This window comes from Myroides odoratus, assembly GCF_001549985.1.
GTDB lineage: Bacteria > Bacteroidota > Bacteroidia > Flavobacteriales > Flavobacteriaceae > Flavobacterium > Flavobacterium odoratum_A.
Map to the genome: position 1 here is coordinate 232,312 of NZ_LROZ01000003.1, position 18,505 is coordinate 250,816.

Annotated in this window: 17 protein-coding genes; 13 read left to right on the top strand and 4 right to left on the bottom strand. The window is 36.7% G+C overall.

The annotated features are described in order from the left end of the window. Window positions 1–16 precede the first annotated feature (16 nt). Together AWV75_RS05530 and AWV75_RS05535 are read right to left on the bottom strand one after the other, a co-directional pair. On the bottom strand, window positions 17–1,312 hold the full coding sequence (locus AWV75_RS05530; RefSeq protein WP_060873431.1) for a sensor histidine kinase: 1,296 nt from the start codon (window positions 1,310–1,312) through the stop codon (window positions 17–19). Next, window positions 1,309–1,983: a response regulator transcription factor gene (locus AWV75_RS05535; RefSeq protein ID WP_060873432.1), complete on the bottom strand. Its 675-nt coding sequence runs from the start codon at window positions 1,981–1,983 to the stop codon at window positions 1,309–1,311. The genes AWV75_RS05530 and AWV75_RS05535 overlap by 4 nt, the downstream gene beginning before the upstream one ends. Before the next feature lie 197 nt (window positions 1,984–2,180). Here AWV75_RS05535 and AWV75_RS05540 point away from each other — a divergent pair, with 197 nt between their 5' ends. Continuing rightward, the gene (locus AWV75_RS05540) at window positions 2,181–4,271 is read left to right on the top strand and encodes an LTA synthase family protein (protein WP_060873433.1); all 2,091 of its coding nucleotides are present in this window, start codon (window positions 2,181–2,183) and stop codon (window positions 4,269–4,271) included. Window positions 4,272–4,395: 124 nt separating this feature from the next. On the opposite strand, the gene recG is transcribed toward AWV75_RS05540, so the two are convergent. Continuing rightward, on the bottom strand, window positions 4,396–6,498 hold the full coding sequence (gene recG / locus AWV75_RS05545) for an ATP-dependent DNA helicase RecG (RefSeq protein WP_060873434.1): 2,103 nt from the start codon (window positions 6,496–6,498) through the stop codon (window positions 4,396–4,398). Between the two features lie 151 nt (window positions 6,499–6,649). Here recG and AWV75_RS05550 point away from each other — a divergent pair, with 151 nt between their 5' ends. The 8 genes from AWV75_RS05550 to AWV75_RS05590 all read left to right on the top strand — a co-directional run bounded on the left by AWV75_RS05550 (window position 6,650) and on the right by AWV75_RS05590 (window position 13,890). Then, window positions 6,650–7,618 (top strand): hypothetical protein, encoded by a 969-nt coding sequence (locus tag AWV75_RS05550; RefSeq protein WP_060873493.1) that lies wholly within the window; start codon window positions 6,650–6,652, stop codon window positions 7,616–7,618. Between the two features lie 163 nt (window positions 7,619–7,781). Beyond that, on the top strand, window positions 7,782–8,699 hold the full coding sequence (locus AWV75_RS05555; RefSeq protein ID WP_060873435.1) for a pirin family protein: 918 nt from the start codon (window positions 7,782–7,784) through the stop codon (window positions 8,697–8,699). Between the two features lie 15 nt (window positions 8,700–8,714). Continuing rightward, a complete protein-coding gene (locus AWV75_RS05560; RefSeq protein ID WP_060873436.1) occupies window positions 8,715–9,116 on the top strand; it encodes an OsmC family protein in 402 nt (133 codons plus the stop codon). Between the two features lie 6 nt (window positions 9,117–9,122). Next, window positions 9,123–9,407, top strand: coding sequence for a GNAT family N-acetyltransferase (locus AWV75_RS05565; RefSeq protein WP_060873437.1), 285 nt, complete (start codon window positions 9,123–9,125; stop codon window positions 9,405–9,407). 126 nt (window positions 9,408–9,533) lie between these two features. Beyond that, window positions 9,534–10,604, top strand: coding sequence for a hypothetical protein (locus AWV75_RS05570; protein ID WP_060873438.1), 1,071 nt, complete (start codon window positions 9,534–9,536; stop codon window positions 10,602–10,604). A gap of 578 nt (window positions 10,605–11,182) precedes the next feature. Continuing rightward, the gene (gene lgt, locus AWV75_RS05580) at window positions 11,183–12,100 is read left to right on the top strand and encodes a prolipoprotein diacylglyceryl transferase (protein WP_060873440.1); all 918 of its coding nucleotides are present in this window, start codon (window positions 11,183–11,185) and stop codon (window positions 12,098–12,100) included. Between the two features lie 126 nt (window positions 12,101–12,226). Continuing rightward, window positions 12,227–13,261, top strand: a complete 1,035-nt coding sequence (locus AWV75_RS05585; protein WP_060873441.1) for an LLM class flavin-dependent oxidoreductase — start codon at window positions 12,227–12,229, stop codon at window positions 13,259–13,261. Window positions 13,262–13,359: 98 nt separating this feature from the next. Then, the gene (locus AWV75_RS05590; RefSeq protein WP_060873442.1) at window positions 13,360–13,890 is read left to right on the top strand and encodes a GNAT family N-acetyltransferase; all 531 of its coding nucleotides are present in this window, start codon (window positions 13,360–13,362) and stop codon (window positions 13,888–13,890) included. A gap of 55 nt (window positions 13,891–13,945) precedes the next feature. Here the strand turns inward: AWV75_RS05590 and AWV75_RS05595 are convergent, their stop codons facing one another. Beyond that, the gene (locus AWV75_RS05595) at window positions 13,946–14,350 is read right to left on the bottom strand and encodes a DUF4377 domain-containing protein (RefSeq protein WP_060873443.1); all 405 of its coding nucleotides are present in this window, start codon (window positions 14,348–14,350) and stop codon (window positions 13,946–13,948) included. Between the two features lie 645 nt (window positions 14,351–14,995). Between AWV75_RS05595 and folE the strand changes: the two genes are divergently transcribed. The 4 genes from folE to lgt (AWV75_RS05615) all read left to right on the top strand — a co-directional run bounded on the left by folE (window position 14,996) and on the right by lgt (AWV75_RS05615) (window position 18,452). Continuing rightward, window positions 14,996–15,667, top strand: a complete 672-nt coding sequence (folE, locus tag AWV75_RS05600; protein WP_060873444.1) for a GTP cyclohydrolase I FolE — start codon at window positions 14,996–14,998, stop codon at window positions 15,665–15,667. Between the two features lie 22 nt (window positions 15,668–15,689). Further along, a complete protein-coding gene (gene cysS, locus AWV75_RS05605) occupies window positions 15,690–17,168 on the top strand; it encodes a cysteine--tRNA ligase (RefSeq protein ID WP_060873445.1) in 1,479 nt (492 codons plus the stop codon). Between the two features lie 56 nt (window positions 17,169–17,224). Then, complete coding sequence (gene yidD, locus AWV75_RS05610) at window positions 17,225–17,449, top strand: membrane protein insertion efficiency factor YidD (RefSeq protein WP_060873446.1); 225 nt, start codon at window positions 17,225–17,227, stop codon at window positions 17,447–17,449. Window positions 17,450–17,543: 94 nt separating this feature from the next. Continuing rightward, window positions 17,544–18,452, top strand: coding sequence for a prolipoprotein diacylglyceryl transferase (gene lgt, locus AWV75_RS05615; RefSeq protein WP_060873447.1), 909 nt, complete (start codon window positions 17,544–17,546; stop codon window positions 18,450–18,452). Window positions 18,453–18,505 lie beyond the last annotated feature (53 nt).

The window sequence follows — 18,505 nt, forward strand, 5'->3', positions numbered from 1 at the left end:
GATTATCGTTTCAAAGCTAGTGTTTGTGTAAAGATTCAGGTTTGTTTTTCGCAAATAGGATAGTAAAACAATGGCGGTTAGACGTATAGGTATACTGGATGGACCATTGATGTAATTTGACAATTTCACTGACGATTGCTAAGCCTAATCCCGTTCCATTTTTCTCTTCTGTTGCTCGATTAAAACGCAAGAAAATACGTTCAGGATCTAAAGCCGTGTCTCCTGTATTAGAGAGTTGAACACCAGTAGCATCTAAGTTGAGGTGAATACTTCCTTTCATAGGACAGTATTTAATCGCATTGGACAATAAATTGCTAAATAGCGATTCAAGCAGGAAGTAGATTCCTCTTACATTGATTGTTGCATCAAGTGTTTGGGTAATTTGAATTTCTTTTTCAGTCGCTAGTTCTTCGAAAAAACTCCACTGTGTAGCGAGTAATTCTGCAAGGTTGATTTGTTGAAACTGTTGAAATTGATTGTTTTCAATTTTCGCTAATAACAAAAGGTTTTTGTTTAGTCGATTGAAACGAGAGGAAACATTGTATAGAGACTGTACTAAGTGCATTTGTTTTTGCGTGAGATCTGTATCTTGTAAAAGTAAGTCCAATTGAGAGCGAAAAACGGCCAAAGGCGTTTGTAACTCATGGGAGGCATTGTCTATAAATACGCGTTGTTGTTTGAAAACGGCCAAGTTATTTTCAATGAGGTGTTGTAGGTTTTTGTTTAATCGATTGAACTCTAGTGTTTCAGTTGGTTTAAACACAGGTACATTGCCTTTTTCTAAGTTGTAATGCTCAATTTGATTCAATGTTTGATAAAAAGGAAACCACAGTTTTTTGGCTAATAATTTTTGAATTAATACAATGGATAAAAAGAAAATCAATACGATTAATCCATATTCATACAGTAAGGTATGGAGTAAATCACCTGGTTCAACCATGGCAATTCTCGAAAGTAGGAGATAGGGCTGATTTTCAATGGTAATAGACGTGTATAAGGTTCGATATCCTACTTCATAGCCTTCTGCTGGATTGAAAAAAGAAATCAATTGGGGCTCATTGACAAGGATAGAGGTATCATGGGGGATAATCTGTAAATCGTAATTGTATTTATTCCAAATGTTGATGTCTTGCTTCCCGAGTTCAGTCAGTTGATTTTGAGTAAAATCATGTGTGCGATATTCAATCAATTCATCTAAATCTTCTGCATAGCAAAACTCCATCACCCAATAAAATAAGGGAGCACAACCAATCAACAAGAGACTAGTATAAAGTATAAAATAGCGTTGGTAAGTACTTAATAAGCTTTTCATTCTTCGATCCATTGATAACCAATTCCGTATATCGTTTTTATTGTACAATCGCATTGATGATCCTGTAGTTTTGCTTTTACATTTTTGATATGAGCATAAACAAAGTTCTGATTGTCTAGCATATCAGCCATATCTCCAGATAGGTGTTCCGCAATCGCATTTTTTGAAACTACTCTTTTTTTATTGCCAATGAGAAATAAAAGTAATGCATATTCCGATTTAGTCAACAAAACAGGGGTTTTATTTATTGTTACTTGTTTACTTAATAAGTTAATTGTCACATTACCAGAGATTAAATCATTCGTAGCAGTAGCTAATCGACGTCTCAATTGAGCGTGAATACGGATGCTTAATTCAGGCAAAGCAAAAGGCTTAGCTAAATAATCATCTGCTCCCAGTTCAAGTCCTTGAATTTTATCTTCTAAGGCATTGCGAGCAGAGATAATGAGAATGGAACTGTCGATGTGTGATTTTTTAATTTCTTCAAGTAGTAGAAGACCATCACCTCCAGGCAATCCCAAATCCAATAAAATACAATCGTAGGTATACAATTTCAATTTATCCAAGGCTTCTCGAAATGTAAAAGCTTGTTCGCATACATAATTAGCCTCTAAAAATTGAACTATGTTATGGGATAGTTCGCGTTCATCTTCAACAAGTAATAGCTTCATAAGGAATGAATTTGAAACAAAGGTAGAATGCAAATTTATAGAAATTTTGAATTTCGGATTTTGTGCTACTTTTTGATTAAAAAAGTGAAATTTTTCTAAAATTCAAATTTTCTACAAAATGAATTCTTCCTTTTGTGAATCAATTCTAACGAATAGAATGAATTAAATGTACAACTAAATTTAAAATTACTTGTCGTATGATGCATGTAAATCGCTGGAGAAATACATCCGCAACCTCTTGTTTTGACTTACTAGGATACACTGCTAAGCGTTTAATTGGCCTTGCAGTCGTTATTGGTTTCTTACTTCGAATGGTTTTGGCTTTTCAAGTAAGAGAAGATTTGACGATGCTGTCGCTCTTTAAATTGAGTTTTCTAGGTATGATTAATGATGTTAGTTTGACGTTAATTGTCTGCTTGTTCGTGGGGATACAATTAGTGGGTGTTTCCCATTTTAAATATAAAAAACCTTGGGGGTATCTCATTTTTGGATGCTACGCTTTGTTACTTGGTTACGTGTTATTCTTTACTACTATATTTCACGAGTATGGAAGTGTTGTTCCAACAATTGCTCAAGGTTTTTTCTTGTATAAAACGCTGAGTTTTGGTTTGCGTCTTTTTATACCCAAAATTAGAAGTGCTTGGAGCTATGTGGTTTACAATAGTATTATCTTTATTTACGCTGTTGTATTTGTTCAATTTATAGCCCTAGGGGAGTATTTGTTTTGGGATGAATTTGGGGTGCGTTATAATTTTATTGCAGTTGATTATTTGATTTATACCAATGAAGTTGTTGGGAATATCGCTGAATCATATCCGATAAAAACGATTTTGATTGGCGTTGTGATAGTAGCAGGTTTATTGACGTATTGGATAACAAAAGGTGCTCGTGCTGCATTTGAACAACCGATGGAAACGAAACAAAAGATGAGTGCAGTACTAGGGTATTGTTTATTGAGTATGGGATGTGTCGGAATTCTGAACTATACCACGAAGTTCCAAGCCACAGATAATGTCTATTACAATGAACTACAAGCCAATGGTGGGTATAAGTTTTATCAAGCGTTTAGAAGTAGCCGTTTGGACTACAATCATTTTTACAAAAAATTAGATGAAAAGCAAGCGCAAGCGATTGTTAATACGATGTACAATAGCAAAGGCGTTGAAAATATAAAACACATTGTAGATTCCTTACCTGTACAGAAGAAAAATATTGTTTTAATTACAGTGGAGAGTTTAAGTGCTTCATTTATGGAGCGCTATGGAAATACCGATCAAATTACGCCCTATTTAGATGAGTTAGCTAAAGAAAGTTTAGTGTTTGATAACTTATTTGCAGTGGGAAATCGCACTGTTAGAGGATTAGAGGCGGTAACACTATCTCGACCACCTAGTGCGGGTGAGAGCTTAGTAAAACAAGAGGACAATGCGGATTTATTCTCGTTGGGTAACGTGTTGAAAAATCAAGGGTATCAAGTGCAATATTTATATGGTGGAGATAGCTATTTTGACAATATGAAGACCTTTTTTGGAGGAAATCACTATGAGATTATTGATAAAAGTGATTTAAAACCCAATGAAATTACATTTAGTAATATTTGGGGGGTTTGTGATGAGGATATGTTTGATAAGGCCTTGAAAACGTTTGATGCCAATAGTGAAAAAGGACAGCCTTTTTTCAGCCATATCATGACAGTAAGCAATCATAGACCTTATACGTATCCAGCTGGTAAGATTACGATTGATGGGGATTCACAATCTCGAGATGGCGGAGTTAAATATACGGATTACGCCATAGGTAAATTTATCGAACAAGCGAAAACAAAACCTTGGTTTAAAGACACTGTTTTTGTTGTGATTGCGGATCACTGTGCGTCTAGTGCGGGAAAAGCAAGTTTGCCCCTAGAACGCTACCATATTCCAGCTATGATCTATGCCCCTGGATTCATTGAACCGAAAGAAGAAAAGCGATTGGTTTCTCAAATTGATGTGATGCCAACATTACTTGGTTTGCTGCATTTTTCGTATGATTCTCGTTTTTATGGCCAAGATATTTACAAAAAACAGTACCAAGAGCGAGCATTTATAGCTACCTATCAGAATTTAGGGTATTTGGAAAATAATATTTTAACCGTTTTATCTCCGAATCGAAAAGTAGAACAGTTTCAAGTTTCTGAAAATGAAGATGGTGGTTATCTTATGGAAAAACAACAACAATTGAATGAACATTTAGTTCAAAGAGCAGTAGCCAATTATCAAATATCGAGCATCGTGAGGAAGAGTTTATAATGTTGTAAGAGTTGTTCAGTCATAAGGTTGGTGGTGCGTTTGATAGGTTGTAGTTTGGGGTAAGTGAGGTTGTCTGTAATGTTTTTGGTTCATTGCAGATAGCCTCATTTTTTAGTACAAAAAGCTAGCTGATGTAATTCCAGATGCTAGTGCTTTGATTCAATCGGTTTAATTTCTCTTTGATCTTCGCGTGATTGGGTTGTTCCAAGGTTGGATCTTCTTTGAGTAGTTGGATCGCCTGGTGTCTTGCGTAGTGCAAAATTTCTTGATCTTGTACAATATCTGCAATTTTGAGGGGTAGGGTACCACTTTGTTGTGTACCCATAATATTCCCTGGACCGCGAAGTTTTAAGTCTACCTCTGAAATCTCAAAACCATCGTTGGTACGACACATGGTTTCCATGCGTATTTTACTGTCGTTACTCAATTTATCTCCTGTCATAAGAATACAAAAACTCTGTTCGGCTCCTCGACCAACTCGACCTCTCAACTGGTGTAATTGAGATAAACCGAAACGCTCGGCACTTTCAATAATCATGACTGAGGCATTGGGTACATTCACCCCAACTTCGATAACTGTGGTGGCAACCATGATATTGGTTTCGCCTCGAGCAAAACGATCCATTTCTTTGTCTTTTTCTGCAGGAGTCATTTGCCCGTGAACAATGCTTACGCTGTATTGAGGAAGAGGAAAATCTCTCGAAATTCCCTCATATCCTTCCATTAAGTTTTTGTAATCTAAGGTTTCACTTTCCTCAATAAGAGGATAGACAATATACACTTGTCTACCTTTTGCTATTTCTTGTTTGATAAAATGCCAAACAGCCAAGCGTTTTCCTTCAAAATAATGCATGGTTTGAATGGGTTTACGACCTGGTGGCAATTCGTCAATTACAGATATATCCAAATCTCCGTATAAGCTCATAGCTAAAGTTCGCGGAATAGGCGTAGCTGTCATGACTAAAATATGCGGGGGAATTGTATTTTTCTTCCAAAGTTTGGAACGTTGCTCCACTCCAAAACGATGCTGCTCATCAATAATAGCTAGCCCTAAGTTTTTAAAGATTACTTTGTCTTCAAATAGCGCATGTGTACCAATAAGTATCTGTAGACTACCTTCTTCTAAATCGTGATGAATTACTCGTCGTTCGGCTGTTTTAGTTGATCCAGTGAGTAATTTTACCTGAATCCCCAAGGGAGCGGCTAATTCAGAAATACCAATAAAATGCTGTGTTGCTAAGATTTCCGTTGGAGCAACAATACAAGCTTGAAAGCCATTGTCTAAAGCAAACAATGTACTGATAAATGCTACAATAGTTTTTCCTGATCCCACATCTCCCTGTAATAAGCGATTCATTTGAGCTGGTGCCCCTACGTCATTGCGAATTTCTTTAATTACCCTTTTTTGGGCATTGGTTAATGGAAAAGGAAGGTGATGGTTGTAAAACGTATTGAAATATTCACCTACTTGTGTAAAAGGAAAACCTTGAATTTTTCCTTTACGCGCAATATTTTTAATCAACAATTGCATTTGAATGTAGAATAATTCTTCAAATTTCAAACGAAATTGCGCTTTGTTTAATTCATCTGGATTTTTAGGGAAGTGAATATTCACCATAGCCTGATTCATTGGCATTAATCCCAATCGAGTGCGAAAATCTTCGGGTAAAGAATCGCGAAAGAGCGGGTGAGTTTCTTGAACCAATTGGTGCATTAATTTATTCATCGCCTTATTGGATATTCTAGCGCCAAGTTTCTCCGTAGAAGGATACACCGCTTGCATACTTGAGGCGATATTGTTTTTGTGTTCTTCTACTGTTTCCATTTCTGGATGGGGCATGGAATACACATAGTTAAAATGGTTGAGTTTACCGAAAATAACATAGGGAGTATTGAGCTTTAAATTTTCTTGTATCCATTTAAATCCTTGAAACCACACAAGTTCCAATTGACCAGTGCCATCCGTAAACGTAGCTACTAATCGCTTGCCTCGTTTTTGTTCAACCGTTTTGAGGTGAATAATTTTACCTACTAATTGTACTTCTGCTAACGTGGTTGAAAGTTCATTCACCTTGTAATAACGCGTGCGATCAATATAACGATTGGGATAGAGATGCAGCAAATCACTGTATTTAAAAATACCCAACTCTTTTTTGAGTAAATCACCGCGTTGAGGTCCAACGCCTTTCAAGTATTCAATAGGGGTGTCAAGTAAATTATTATACATTTTAAATGGAAATCAAATTAAAACCCCTAAGATACGGGTTTTTCAGCGAAAAGATAAAGCCGTTTTGGGGAGAATCTGTAGCAATTTACACGGTCTTTTTTTATTTGGTTTGTATTTATATTTGGTTAAATTTAACAAAAAAACAAAACCAATGAAGTGCACCTTACTACTTTTAGCCTTGCTGTTGCTAACCTCTTGTGCAACAGTGCTGAATGAAGATTCTCGTCTGATTTACTTTTATTCCAGTAAAAATCTAGAAAAAATAAAGGTGAAGGACTCTATTTACGAGTTGCCTGTTCAACTTAATTTAGCACGTTCAAAAGAAGATTTGAAGGTCGTTATGGTTACCGATTCAACGGATTTAAATTATACCATCAAAGCCCATTTAGACAATAAATTTCTCGCTTTAAATTTAACTGGACTTGTATTCGCTCCAGTCAATTATGCTGTAGACTTAACGAATCACAGGCGATTTGAATACCCGCGTACTGTTTATTTGGATCCGATGATGGCAGATGGAATGCCTATAATTCAAGAGGAGCAAATGTTAAAACACAGAAATAAATATATTAACTATAAACCAAACACGAAAAAAGGCGATATCTATTTTTATGGAACATTTACACCGTTTAATTATATGTCTTTTGATATTCCCGGCGTGCTTCGAGAACAAAAACAAGAAGCTCTTGGAAATGGAGGAGGAGAAGTAGGGTTTCTTTATTATTATGGGGCTAATAGTTATCTTTCAATTGGGGCTGGAGGATATACTTCATTTATGCTTTTACCTATTTTAGAAGATTTTTTGTTATATGCTTATACCATTAAAGTAGCTAATTTTCATCAAATTAACCGTTTAAATTTAGGTTATGGTGTTTTTTGGGGGCGCAACCAAAATAGAGAAGATATTAGCGAAAATGGATATAATCGAGAGGATATTAAGGTGAGTAGCCACAATACGGTAGGATTACTAGCGGCAGTTAATTTTGAAGTGGCGAAAAATTTTCATGTTGGATTGAGTTATAAACCCTCTTTATATCGTGTAAGTGCACCTAAAGGTCACGTAAACAATCATTTACTTAGTTTAGAGCTGATTTATAAGTTGAAATTGCGTGGCAAGTAGAGGGGATTCTCGCGACTTCACAAGAAGTTAACAGGATTAATTGGCATAGTTGGGTTATTTGGCGTATTTTAGAAGGATACTTAAGGTAGATTAAGTGTTGAGGTGAAAAAAGGAATGTATTTTTACTTCAAAGAAAAATAAACGTATAAAAACCACGCAAATTATGTCAAATGTAGATTTAGTTATTGAAGAAAGAGCGGCAAGTATTGGTAATTTTCTAGTTGGAAGACTATTGCCTTTCCGTCAAAAGAGAACCGTAGGTCCCTTTGCCTTTATTGACCACATGGGTCCAGCAGCAGTAAAAGAACATGATAATTTAGATGTTGACCCTCATCCGCATATTGGCTTATCCACGTTAACCTATTTATTTGAAGGTTCTATCATGCATAGAGATAGCCTTGGTAGCCATGTTGAAATTACACCTGGTGCAGTCAATTGGATGACAGCAGGACGTGGGGTTGTTCACTCAGAACGCATGCCAGTTAATGTACGCCAAGACAGACCAGATATGGTTATGCATGGCTTGCAAATTTGGATTGCTCTACCCAAAGAATTAGAGGAAATCGAACCTTCATTTGTTCATATCGAAGCAAAGGACTTGCCTAGTTGGCAAGAAAATGGAGTAGACTATAAGTTGATCGCCGGAAAAGCTTTAGGTTATGAATCTCCTGTTCCTGTACACAGCCCTTTATATTATATTGAAATTAAATCCAAAGATGCAGCAAAAATCAATATTGGTGCAGGTTTATTTGGAGAAGCAGCCCTGTATATTCTCGAAGGAGAAGTAACAAGCGGGGAACATACCTATGGAAATAAGAACATCTTAATTGCCAATGATAGTACATTGTGTGAATTTGAGATGGCTCCTAATACTACCGTTTATATTTTTGGAGGAGATCCCTTACCTGAAGAACGCTACATTCTTTGGAACTTTGTTTCGCATGATGTAGAACGTCTAGAAAAAGCAAAACAAGATTGGATTGACCAAAATTATGAGGCTTTCCCTCTTATTGAAGGAGATGATAAGAGTTATGTTCCTTTCCCAGAAGGAATGAAGAATTTTAGAAATAAAACGAGTTAAATCAGCAAGAAAAAAATGGAAGTAAAAGTAATAGCTACATTATGCAGTACCTTATATCAAACAGAAGTAAAAGCAGGAAAAAACAGTATCATCAGTGATGAACCAGTCGATTTAGGTGGTGGAGATACCGGATTGAATCCATTTGAATTGTTGGCTTCTTCTTTAGCTACGTGTACAGCTGCAACGTTGCGTATGTACATCAACATGAAGAAATGGGAGGTAGGGGAGATTATCGTACAAGTGGAAATGGAAGATGATAAGCCCAATCAAGTAGCTAATTTTAAGCGCGAAATATCGTTTACTGGTGCTTCTTTGGATGAGGCACAAGAGAAAAGATTATTAGCGATTGCAGAAAGATGCCCGGTACATCGAATCATAACCGGTAATGTAATAATTGAAACAACCCTAAATAAGTAAGAAATAATGGAAATAAAACACGAACAAAATGATAGTAAAGGTGCTTTTACCGCTTGGATTGACGGTAAAAAAGCAGGAGAGATGACGTATAGCGTTGCAGGAACCTCAATGATTATCGTTGATGCAACGCATGTAGATGAAGCATTTAAAGGTCAGGGAGTTGGACAAAAATTGCTCCAAGAGGGTGTTGTACCATTCGCAAGAGCAAAGGGAGTGAAAGTAATGCCTTTATGCCCATTTGCTAAAGCCATGTTTGATCGACATGCAGAATTAGCAGATTTACGTGCATAAACAGAAGAATAAGTAGTAATAATTGAAAGAAAAGACTTAGTGGACAAAAAAGGAGGCCAGGCATTCCTTTGTCTGCTAAGTTTTTTTACCTTTGTACCTACGTTTAACTGCTAATAATATTGCTTTATGAATGAAAAAACATCATTTGGATTAATCACAACAATAGAAGTACCTTTTGCTATTCAAGCGATGGGAAGTTGTTGGGCTAAAAAAGGGTTATTAGTAGCAAACTATGTATCAACAGATGCAGAAGATGCTTCTGCTTTTGAATTGGTGTATACCTTGATTGATGAAGAAGGAAATAAAAGAGAGATTGTCGAATCAGAAGGTGTTTTACCTACGTTGTTTTTAAATCCATTAGCTGCAAATTACGTGGCTGTAGTAGGGGATAAAGATGAAAGTGAATCTCGACAAATTCTACCTATTTTCAAGCGAAATACAGTAGAACAGTTTTGCTTTGATAAGGATTTAGCGGGGCGTTTTGTCGGTTGTACAAAAGCATCCACTATTTTTTATGAAGTGGATATCTGGAAAGAAAGTAAACAAGATATTATGACTTGTTTGACTTTTAATGAACACGCTATTGTAGGATGCAAGCAGATAACAGTCCCTATGCCTAAAGGCAATAAGGTATGCGTACAAAATAATGAAATACACCTGATTACTGAAGTAGAATCAGGCTGGTTACACCGCCAAATTAACGAAAGTGGACAAGAAATCCGCAGTCGTGTGTTAGATTTTGATTTTCCTTTTGTACATGAAGCCTTGAGCTTGTCTTTTGACCATAAATCTTATTTGTTATGTGAGGAAAATGGAGAAATTGGCTTGGTAGAAATTGATGAAGAAGGCAATTGTCTTTATGCTGAATTGTATAATTTAGGAGATGAATTCTTCGGTACTTGGCATCCTCAACACCTTAATGCGGAAACAAGTGCCATCCAGTTTACCACGGAACACGGGAATGGCTGGTTAGTTGTACGCAACGATAGTTTAGTCGAATTGGTCTACAACAAAAATAAAAGCGGGTATAAAAACCTACTGTCTCAAGAGGTGCTAAATCTAGAGACTAATGATTTGGCTGTTTCTTCAATTAGCCCAATCTCAGATACTAAAATCGGAATTGTTTTTCACCCTCGTAAATCCCGTAAAGAAAAGTATAAGCAAGTGTATGTGTTGCAGCATGAGGTTAACGGTTAACAGTTTGCGGTTAACGGTTGACGGTTGACAGTGAACGGTTTTTTGTGAAGTCGTAAGATGTATCGATTAAAGTAGATGGCTGCAAAAAAGCCTCTTGTAAAAAACGAAAAGGCAAAAAAACTCTTTGTGAGGTTTGCTCTTTGTGAAGTCGTAAGATGTATCGATTAAAGTAGATGGCTGCAAAAAAGCCTCTTGCAAAAAAACGAAAAGGCAAAAAAACTCTTTGTGAGGTTTGCTCTTTGTGAAGTCGTAAGATGTATCGATTAAAGCAGATTGCTGCAAAAAAGCCTCTTGCAAAAAAACGAAAATGCAAAAAAACTCTTTGTGAGGTTTGCTCTTTGTGAAGTTGTAAGATGTATCGATTAAAGTAGATTGCTGTAAAAAAGCCTCTTGCAAAAAAACGAAAAGGCAAAAAAACGAAAAGGCAAAAAAACTCTTTGTGAGGTTTGCTCATCATCTCACCACCTCACCACCTCACCCTCTTATCACCTTACAAAAAAATGTTAAGTTTTCTGTTTTTCTTTTCAATTCCTCTACTTTTGGAAACTTGAGTAAAAAGTAGAGACAAAAGAAAATATATGAATATAAGTTTAGCTACGTGGAACGTAGATCCAGAGATTTTTAGAATAGGGGATTTTGCTGTTCGCTATTATGGTGTATTATTCGCTATAGGTATGATTTTGAGCTATCAATTCATGAAGCGAATTTTTAAGCGAGAGCAAATCGGAATTCAATATCTAGATAAACTTTTGATTTATATTGTGATAGGTACTGTAGTTGGGGCTCGATTAGGGCATTGTTTGTTTTATGATTTTGCCTATTATTCACAACATCCCTTAGAAATTATTTTACCTATTGCCAAAGTAGAAGGTAGTTATCATTTTGTTGGCTTTATGGGCTTAGCGAGTCATGGAGGGGCAATTGGTGTATTGTTGAGCTTAGCTTTGTTTTGTAAAAGATATAAAACGAACTTATTACAACTCTTGGATCGCTTGGTGATTGCAATCCCTATCACAGGCGCATTTATTCGCTTTGGGAATTTTATGAATTCTGAAATTTACGGTAAACCAACAGATTCTATTTTTGGCATTATTTTTTTACGTGATGATTCTATTTCAAGACATCCAACCCAATTATACGAAGCGTTCGCTTATTTAGCTGTTACCATCCTCTTGTATCGTTTATACCAAAAGAAATACAGCCGTTACAAGGGCTTGCTTTTTGGTCTTTTCTTGATTCTCATGTTTACTGCTCGTTTTGTATTGGAGTATTTTAAAGAAAATCAGGTTGCTTTTGAGGACGAGATGGCCTTGAATATGGGGCAAATTTTGAGCATTCCCTTTATGATTGTGGGATTGGGATTGGTGATTTGGAGTTTGCGAAAACCCAAGGATGAGTCGAATCTCCGTATTGTAGATCCAAAAGAAAAACAAAATCAAGTAGGGGATGCTGAAGCAGATCCAACAAATGATAAAACAAACGATCCGATCGAATAAGAATAAGGAACAAAACCTTCTAACCACTGCGGTAGAAGGTTTTTTTGTGGAGTGAACTTAATGTAGGTTAAGCGCTTTATCGGTTTAGATGTTGTAATTTTATAATATACTAAAAAACAAGAAGTTATGGAAATAGGAATCAGTATGTTTGGAGATTTGCGTTTGAATAAACAAACGAATACTTATCAAGCTCCACAACAACGTTTAAACGAATTAATTGAAGAAATCAAACTCATGGATCAGGTCGGACTTGACGTGTTTGGAATAGGAGAACACCACCGCCCGGATTACGCCGTTTCGGCTCCTGATATTATTTTAGCAGCAGCGGCTAGTGTTACAGAAAAAATCAAACTAACAAGTGCGGTAACTGTTTTGAGCTCGAATGATCCCGTTCGCGTTTATCAATCGTTCTCAACCCTTGATTTATTGTCGAAAGGACGAGCTGAAATTACGGTTGGACGCGGTAGTTTTATTGAGTCATTTCCACTGTTTGGTTATAATTTGGATGACTATAATGAGTTATTTACAGAGAAATTAAATCTCTTATTGAATATTAATGCTACGGAAGAGCCGTTAACCTGGACTGGAAAACATCGCGCTTCGTTACAAGCCCAACAAGTATTTCCACGTGCAGAAAAACCGTTGGATGTTTGGATTGCAGCAGGAGGAACACCAGAATCGGTATTGCGTGCTGCTAAATTAGGCTTGCCTTTGGTATTTGCCATTATTGGTGGAATGCCAGAGCAGTACAAACCTTTCTTTGATTATTATAAAGCAGAATACTTGGCTGCAGGACATGATCCTAAAACCATGCAGATTGCAACCCATTCCCATGGTTTGGTTGGGGTAAATGGCAATCAATTGGCTAAAGAGTATTTTGATTTGTACAAAGGACAAATGGATCGCATTGGTGCATCAAGAGGATGGCAACCGTATACCTTTGAGCAATATGAAGGCGGTAGAAGTAGAGATGGAGCTTTGTTTATTGGAGATGCCAATCAAGTGATTGATAAGATTTTGTACCACCAAGAGATGTTTGGGTTAACCCGTTGGTTGATGCATATGGACTTAGGGGCACCTGATCATCAAACCATGATGAAATCCATTGAATTGTTGGGAACTAAAGTAGCTCCTGCAGTTAAAAAAGCGCTACAGCAATAAGAAAATTCAACGAAATAGTTAAATTTGTTTTTTATAGATTTTTGGTTTGAAGAGATTGGAGCAATCCAATCTCTTTTTGCTGTTTAAATAACAAGACAATGGTATACTTAGAAACGGAACGATTAATACTCAGACAGTACAAGCAAGAGGATTTAGAGGCTTTTATTCGCTTGAATAGTGATCCAGAAGTGATGCGCTATTTTCTTGAAATGAAAAAGCCTGAGGAATCAACGGAAATCATGCAAAATATGATGCGCAAGATAGAAGCGAATGGATTTGGAGCATTTGCCGTAGAGGAGAAGGCGACGCAACAATTTATTGGTTTTATTGGATTGAATACCTTTACTTTTGAGGTAGATTTTGCTCCAGCAGTAGAAGTGCTTTGGCGTTTATTGCCTGAATTTTGGAATAAAGGCTATGCCACAGAAGGGGCTAAGGCTTGTCTTGATTTCGCGAAGGGGCAATTGAATTTGGATCGCGTATATGCTTTTACTACTTTGTCAAATAAGGCTTCAGAACAGGTGATGATCAAAAGTGGCATGACGTATGTCAAAAATTTTAATCATCCGTTGGTTCCTGTAGATCATCCACTCTTGGAACACAAACTGTATATAAAAGAATATAATTAGAATTCATACAAAAAAAGAGCACCTAAAGTGCTCTTTTTTGTATTGAATCGTTTGATTATGCTTTTGTTTTTGAAATTTCTTTCACTAAGATATAGCGAATAGAAGGTGCATCAGCAGGAGGGTTTGGTACGTCTTCTTTGCGTACTTCTAACGTGTAGTTATACCCTTCTTCGTATTTAAAACCTTGAATTGAGGAATAGAATAACGTCCATTCTCCATCTTCTGTTTCTCTTACCTGTAAACATTTCATAGGTCCAACCCCTGTACAATCTACTTGTTTAGGCCCTACATACATGGTTACAATGTTTTGTGTTTCTTTTGTTTCCGTTGTTTCTGTTTGATTCGTCGTTTCTTCTACGCTTGTTTCTTGAACAGTTCCTTCTTGTTGGTCTTTTTTCTCTTGACAACTTGCAAAAGCAAACATACCTACTAAACTCGCAATTAAAAATGTTTTTCTCATAGTAACTAAAAATTTTTGTGTAAAAATACGGATAATTATTAATAAAATCTGCTTTTTTTAGTTAATTGTATGGTAATTAGTGGAGCTTTGTGAGGTTTGCTCTTTGTGAGGTTTGTTTTTTTGCTTTTTGTGAAGTCGTAAGATTTATCGATTAAAGGAAATACGCTATTTATTACTGCGCCTACTTATTCCAATTAGTCAATCTGCTCCGTATGTCATGCTGACGCAGGAAGCATCGCATCTGTTACTCAACGTTTGCTTTTTGTGAGGTTTGTTTTTTGCTCTTTGTGAAGTCGTAAGATTTATCGATTAAAGGAAATACGCTATTTGTTACTGCACCTAGTTATTCCAATTAGTCAATCTGCTCCGTATGTCCTGCTGACGGAGGAAGCATCGCATCTGTTACTCAACGTTTGTATTTTGTGAGGTTTGTTTTTTGTGAGGTTTGTTCCTCGCCTCATCGTCTCATCGCCTCATCGCCTCATCGTCTCAGTTTGACCCATTGCACGTATACATGCGTTGTTTTTTCAAGGATTTAATGAGCGGGTTGCAGTATTAATTAAAGTATTTTACCTACTAAAATGTTAGTTTTATTACTTATATTTGCGTTTATTTTAAAACTAAAACCGTATTAAAATCTAGATAATGAGTTTAGACGAAAAATTTCATGACGATATGGGAGATAACCACATTGCTTCTAGCGATGCGACTCCATTAAGAAGTGATGCGTTTGATCGCACAGACGAAGAAAAGATAGAGTTAATTAAAAAAGACGTTGAAAATATTTTAAATACACTAGGGTTAGATTTAACTGATGACAGTTTAAAAGGAACGCCAAATCGTGTAGCAAAAATGTTTGTGAAAGAAATTTTTGGTGGGTTAAATCCAGCAAAAAAACCAAGTTCTTCTACGTTTGATAATAAGTACAAGTACAACGAAATGCTAGTAGAAAAAAACATTGTGGTTTATTCTACTTGTGAGCACCATTTATTGCCAATCGTTGGACGTGCACACGTAGCGTATATTTCAAATGGTACGGTGGTTGGTTTATCTAAAATGAATCGTATTGTGGATTTTTATGCAAAGAGACCACAAGTACAAGAGCGTTTGACGATTCAAATCGTAAATGAATTAAAACGCGTATTGAATACAGAAGATGTTGCTTGTGTTATGGATGCAAAGCATTTATGTGTAAATTCTCGCGGAATTAAAGACATCGAAAGTAGTACAGTTACGGCTGAGTTCGGTGGACGTTTTAAAGAAGAAAGTGTAAGAAAAGAATTCTTAGATTATATTAAATTAGATACTACATTCTAGTATCCCTTATTAAATCAGAACTATGGCATTATATCAAGAGCAACAATTAAAAGTTTACAACTCTCTTTCGGGAGAAAAGGAAGTTTTCGTACCGATTCACAATGGAAAAGTCGGAATGTACGTTTGTGGACCAACGGTTTACAACTATGTGCATTTGGGAAACTGTAGAACTTTTATCTCTTTTGACTTGGTATTCCGCTATTTGAAACATTTAGGATATCAAGTGCGTTATGTGCGTAATATTACGGATGTGGGGCATATGGTTGACGATGCGGATGAAGGAGAGGATAAAATTGCAAAACGCGCGCGTATTGAGCAAATTGAACCGATGGAAATCGTACAGAAATACACGGTGAATTTCCACAATATCCTGAAACAATTCAACAACTTACCGCCGAGTATTGAACCTACAGCAACAGGACATATCATTGAGCAAATTGCTATTATTCAAGGAATTATTGACAATGGTTTTGCTTATGAAGTAAATGGATCTGTTTATTTTGATGTAGAGAAATACAACAAAGAACACCACTACGGTATTTTAAGTGGACGCAAGATTGAGGATCTACTCTCGAATACACGAGATTTAGATGGTCAATCGGATAAACGCAATCCATTGGATTTTGCGCTTTGGAAAAATGCAGAGTCTGAACATATCATGCGTTGGCCTTCTCCATGGGGAGATGGATTCCCAGGTTGGCACTTAGAGTGTACAGCAATGAGTACCAAATATTTGGGGAATCACTTCGATATTCACGGGGGAGGAATGGATTTAAAATTCCCTCACCATGAGTGTGAAATTGCTCAAAATGAAGCATGCACAGGTAATACACCTGTAAATGTTTGGATGCATGCTAATATGTTGACGTTAAACGGCAAGAAAATGGCAAAATCTACAGGAAACAATATTTTACCAAATGAGTTGTTCTCTGGAGAAAACGCTATTTTGAGTAAAGCATTTGCTCCTGCAGTTGTTCGTTTCTTTATGTTACAAGCACACTATCGAAGTGTATTGGACTTCTCTGATGAGGCTATCTTAGCTTCTGAACGTGGATTCAATCGCTTGATGGAAGCGGTAAAACACAGCAGTGAATTGCCTGTTTCTGCTCAATCTACGGTAGATATTCAAGGATGGAGACAACAGTGTTATGACGCAATGAACGACGACTTCAATAGTCCGATTTTAATTGCTCATCTTTTTGAAGGGGTGCGTTTAGTCAACGTAATCAAAGAAGGAAAAGAGCAAATTAGTGCAGAAGATTTAGCCTTGTTTATTTCGCTGTTACACGCGTTTGTATTTGATGTGTTGGGATTAGAATCAACAAACATCATGGCAGCTAATAACGATAAGTTAGAAGGCGTTGTAAGCATGTTAATTCAAATGCGCAATGAAGCCAGAGCGAATAAAGATTTCGCGATGTCGGATCACATTCGCGATGAATTAGCGAAGCTAGATATTCAATTAAAAGATGGCAAAGAAGGTACATCCTTTTCTTTATAACCTCATAAAAGCTATAGGAGTGATTCTATAGCTTTTTTTTCTTATTCTCATTGCTTATGTTGCGAAAGATACTCATTGCACCTTTTATTTTATTGGTGCGCTTTTACCAAGGGGGGATTTCACCGTTTTTTCCACCTACTTGTCGCTATACGCCCACGTGCTCGCATTATACAATTGATGCCTTGAAGAAACACGGCCTATTTAAAGGGGGATGGTTGGCGATGAAGCGAATTGCCAGTTGTGGTCCTTGGGGCGGGAAAGGATATGATCCGGTACCTTAATGTTTTTTTACCCTTGATTGTTAAATAATTTTTCTATTTTTACGTATTGACAAAGGCGGAATGCCGCAGTACTAATATAACAAATTCGAATAGTATGATTTGGAATCCTTCGGAAGGTTTTGATTTAGGTTTTATGCAATTGCGTTACTACAGCTTGATGTTTGTAGTGGCATTTGGTTTAGGTTGGTTCGTAATGAAAAAAATATACGACCGCGAAGGATTAAGTGTGGATAAATTGGATAAGCTATTCATATATACCGTGTTGGCCACTTTGATAGGGGCGCGTTTAGGACACGTATTTTTCTATGATTGGGATTATTTTAAAGATCATTTACTTGAGATTATCTTACCTGTTCGCTTTTCACCCAAATTTGAAATTGTTGGATTTAGCGGTTTAGCGAGTCATGGTGCTGCAATAGGAATTATCTTAACGATGTATTTCTACAGCAAAAATGTGATTCATAAGCCAATTCTATGGATTTTAGACCGCGTAGTTATCCCTGTAACGTTAGGAGGGATTTTTGTGCGTTTAGGAAACTTTTTCAATTCAGAGATTGTTGGACACGAAACGACAAATGCAATGGGAATTCGCTTTATTCGCGATACCTATAGTCCACGTCAAGCGATGGAAATTACGGGAATAAATAACCACAATGCCGCTTATGAGGCGATTCAACATAACCCCCAGTTTGCGGAGGCTTTAGCCGCGGTTTTACCAAAGCATCCCACACAGCTATATGAAGCATTTGGATATGTTATTGTATTCTTGATTCTGTATTTTATGTACTGGAAAACGGACGTTCGCAAATACGGAGGATACATCTTTGGGGTATTCTTGGTGTTGCTTTGGATGGTTCGCTTCGTTGTAGAATTTGTGAAGGAGAGCCAAGGTGGATTTGAATCTACTTTAGGTTTATTATCAACAGGACAATGGTTGAGTATTCCCTTTATCCTTGCAGGGGTTTACTTATGGGCAACAGCTAAAAAGAGAGTATACGCGTAGTATAGTATATGATTCATATCAAATAGCACTTCTTAGCATAAAGAAGTGCTATT

What these genes read in the sequence shown, in the direction of transcription:
- AWV75_RS05530 (WP_060873431.1), bottom strand. Translation starts at nt 1,312, where the DNA reads ATGAAAAGCTTATTAAGTACTTACCAACGCTATTTTATACTTTATACT.
- AWV75_RS05535 (WP_060873432.1), bottom strand. Translation starts at nt 1,983, where the DNA reads ATGAAGCTATTACTTGTTGAAGATGAACGCGAACTATCCCATAACATA.
- AWV75_RS05540 (WP_060873433.1), top strand. Translation starts at nt 2,181, where the DNA reads ATGATGCATGTAAATCGCTGGAGAAATACATCCGCAACCTCTTGTTTT.
- recG (WP_060873434.1), bottom strand. Translation starts at nt 6,498, where the DNA reads ATGTATAATAATTTACTTGACACCCCTATTGAATACTTGAAAGGCGTT.
- AWV75_RS05550 (WP_060873493.1), top strand. Translation starts at nt 6,650, where the DNA reads ATGAAGTGCACCTTACTACTTTTAGCCTTGCTGTTGCTAACCTCTTGT.
- AWV75_RS05555 (WP_060873435.1), top strand. Translation starts at nt 7,782, where the DNA reads ATGTCAAATGTAGATTTAGTTATTGAAGAAAGAGCGGCAAGTATTGGT.
- AWV75_RS05560 (WP_060873436.1), top strand. Translation starts at nt 8,715, where the DNA reads ATGGAAGTAAAAGTAATAGCTACATTATGCAGTACCTTATATCAAACA.
- AWV75_RS05565 (WP_060873437.1), top strand. Translation starts at nt 9,123, where the DNA reads ATGGAAATAAAACACGAACAAAATGATAGTAAAGGTGCTTTTACCGCT.
- AWV75_RS05570 (WP_060873438.1), top strand. Translation starts at nt 9,534, where the DNA reads ATGAATGAAAAAACATCATTTGGATTAATCACAACAATAGAAGTACCT.
- lgt (WP_060873440.1), top strand. Translation starts at nt 11,183, where the DNA reads ATGAATATAAGTTTAGCTACGTGGAACGTAGATCCAGAGATTTTTAGA.
- AWV75_RS05585 (WP_060873441.1), top strand. Translation starts at nt 12,227, where the DNA reads ATGGAAATAGGAATCAGTATGTTTGGAGATTTGCGTTTGAATAAACAA.
- AWV75_RS05590 (WP_060873442.1), top strand. Translation starts at nt 13,360, where the DNA reads ATGGTATACTTAGAAACGGAACGATTAATACTCAGACAGTACAAGCAA.
- AWV75_RS05595 (WP_060873443.1), bottom strand. Translation starts at nt 14,350, where the DNA reads ATGAGAAAAACATTTTTAATTGCGAGTTTAGTAGGTATGTTTGCTTTT.
- folE (WP_060873444.1), top strand. Translation starts at nt 14,996, where the DNA reads ATGAGTTTAGACGAAAAATTTCATGACGATATGGGAGATAACCACATT.
- cysS (WP_060873445.1), top strand. Translation starts at nt 15,690, where the DNA reads ATGGCATTATATCAAGAGCAACAATTAAAAGTTTACAACTCTCTTTCG.
- yidD (WP_060873446.1), top strand. Translation starts at nt 17,225, where the DNA reads ATGTTGCGAAAGATACTCATTGCACCTTTTATTTTATTGGTGCGCTTT.
- lgt (WP_060873447.1), top strand. Translation starts at nt 17,544, where the DNA reads ATGATTTGGAATCCTTCGGAAGGTTTTGATTTAGGTTTTATGCAATTG.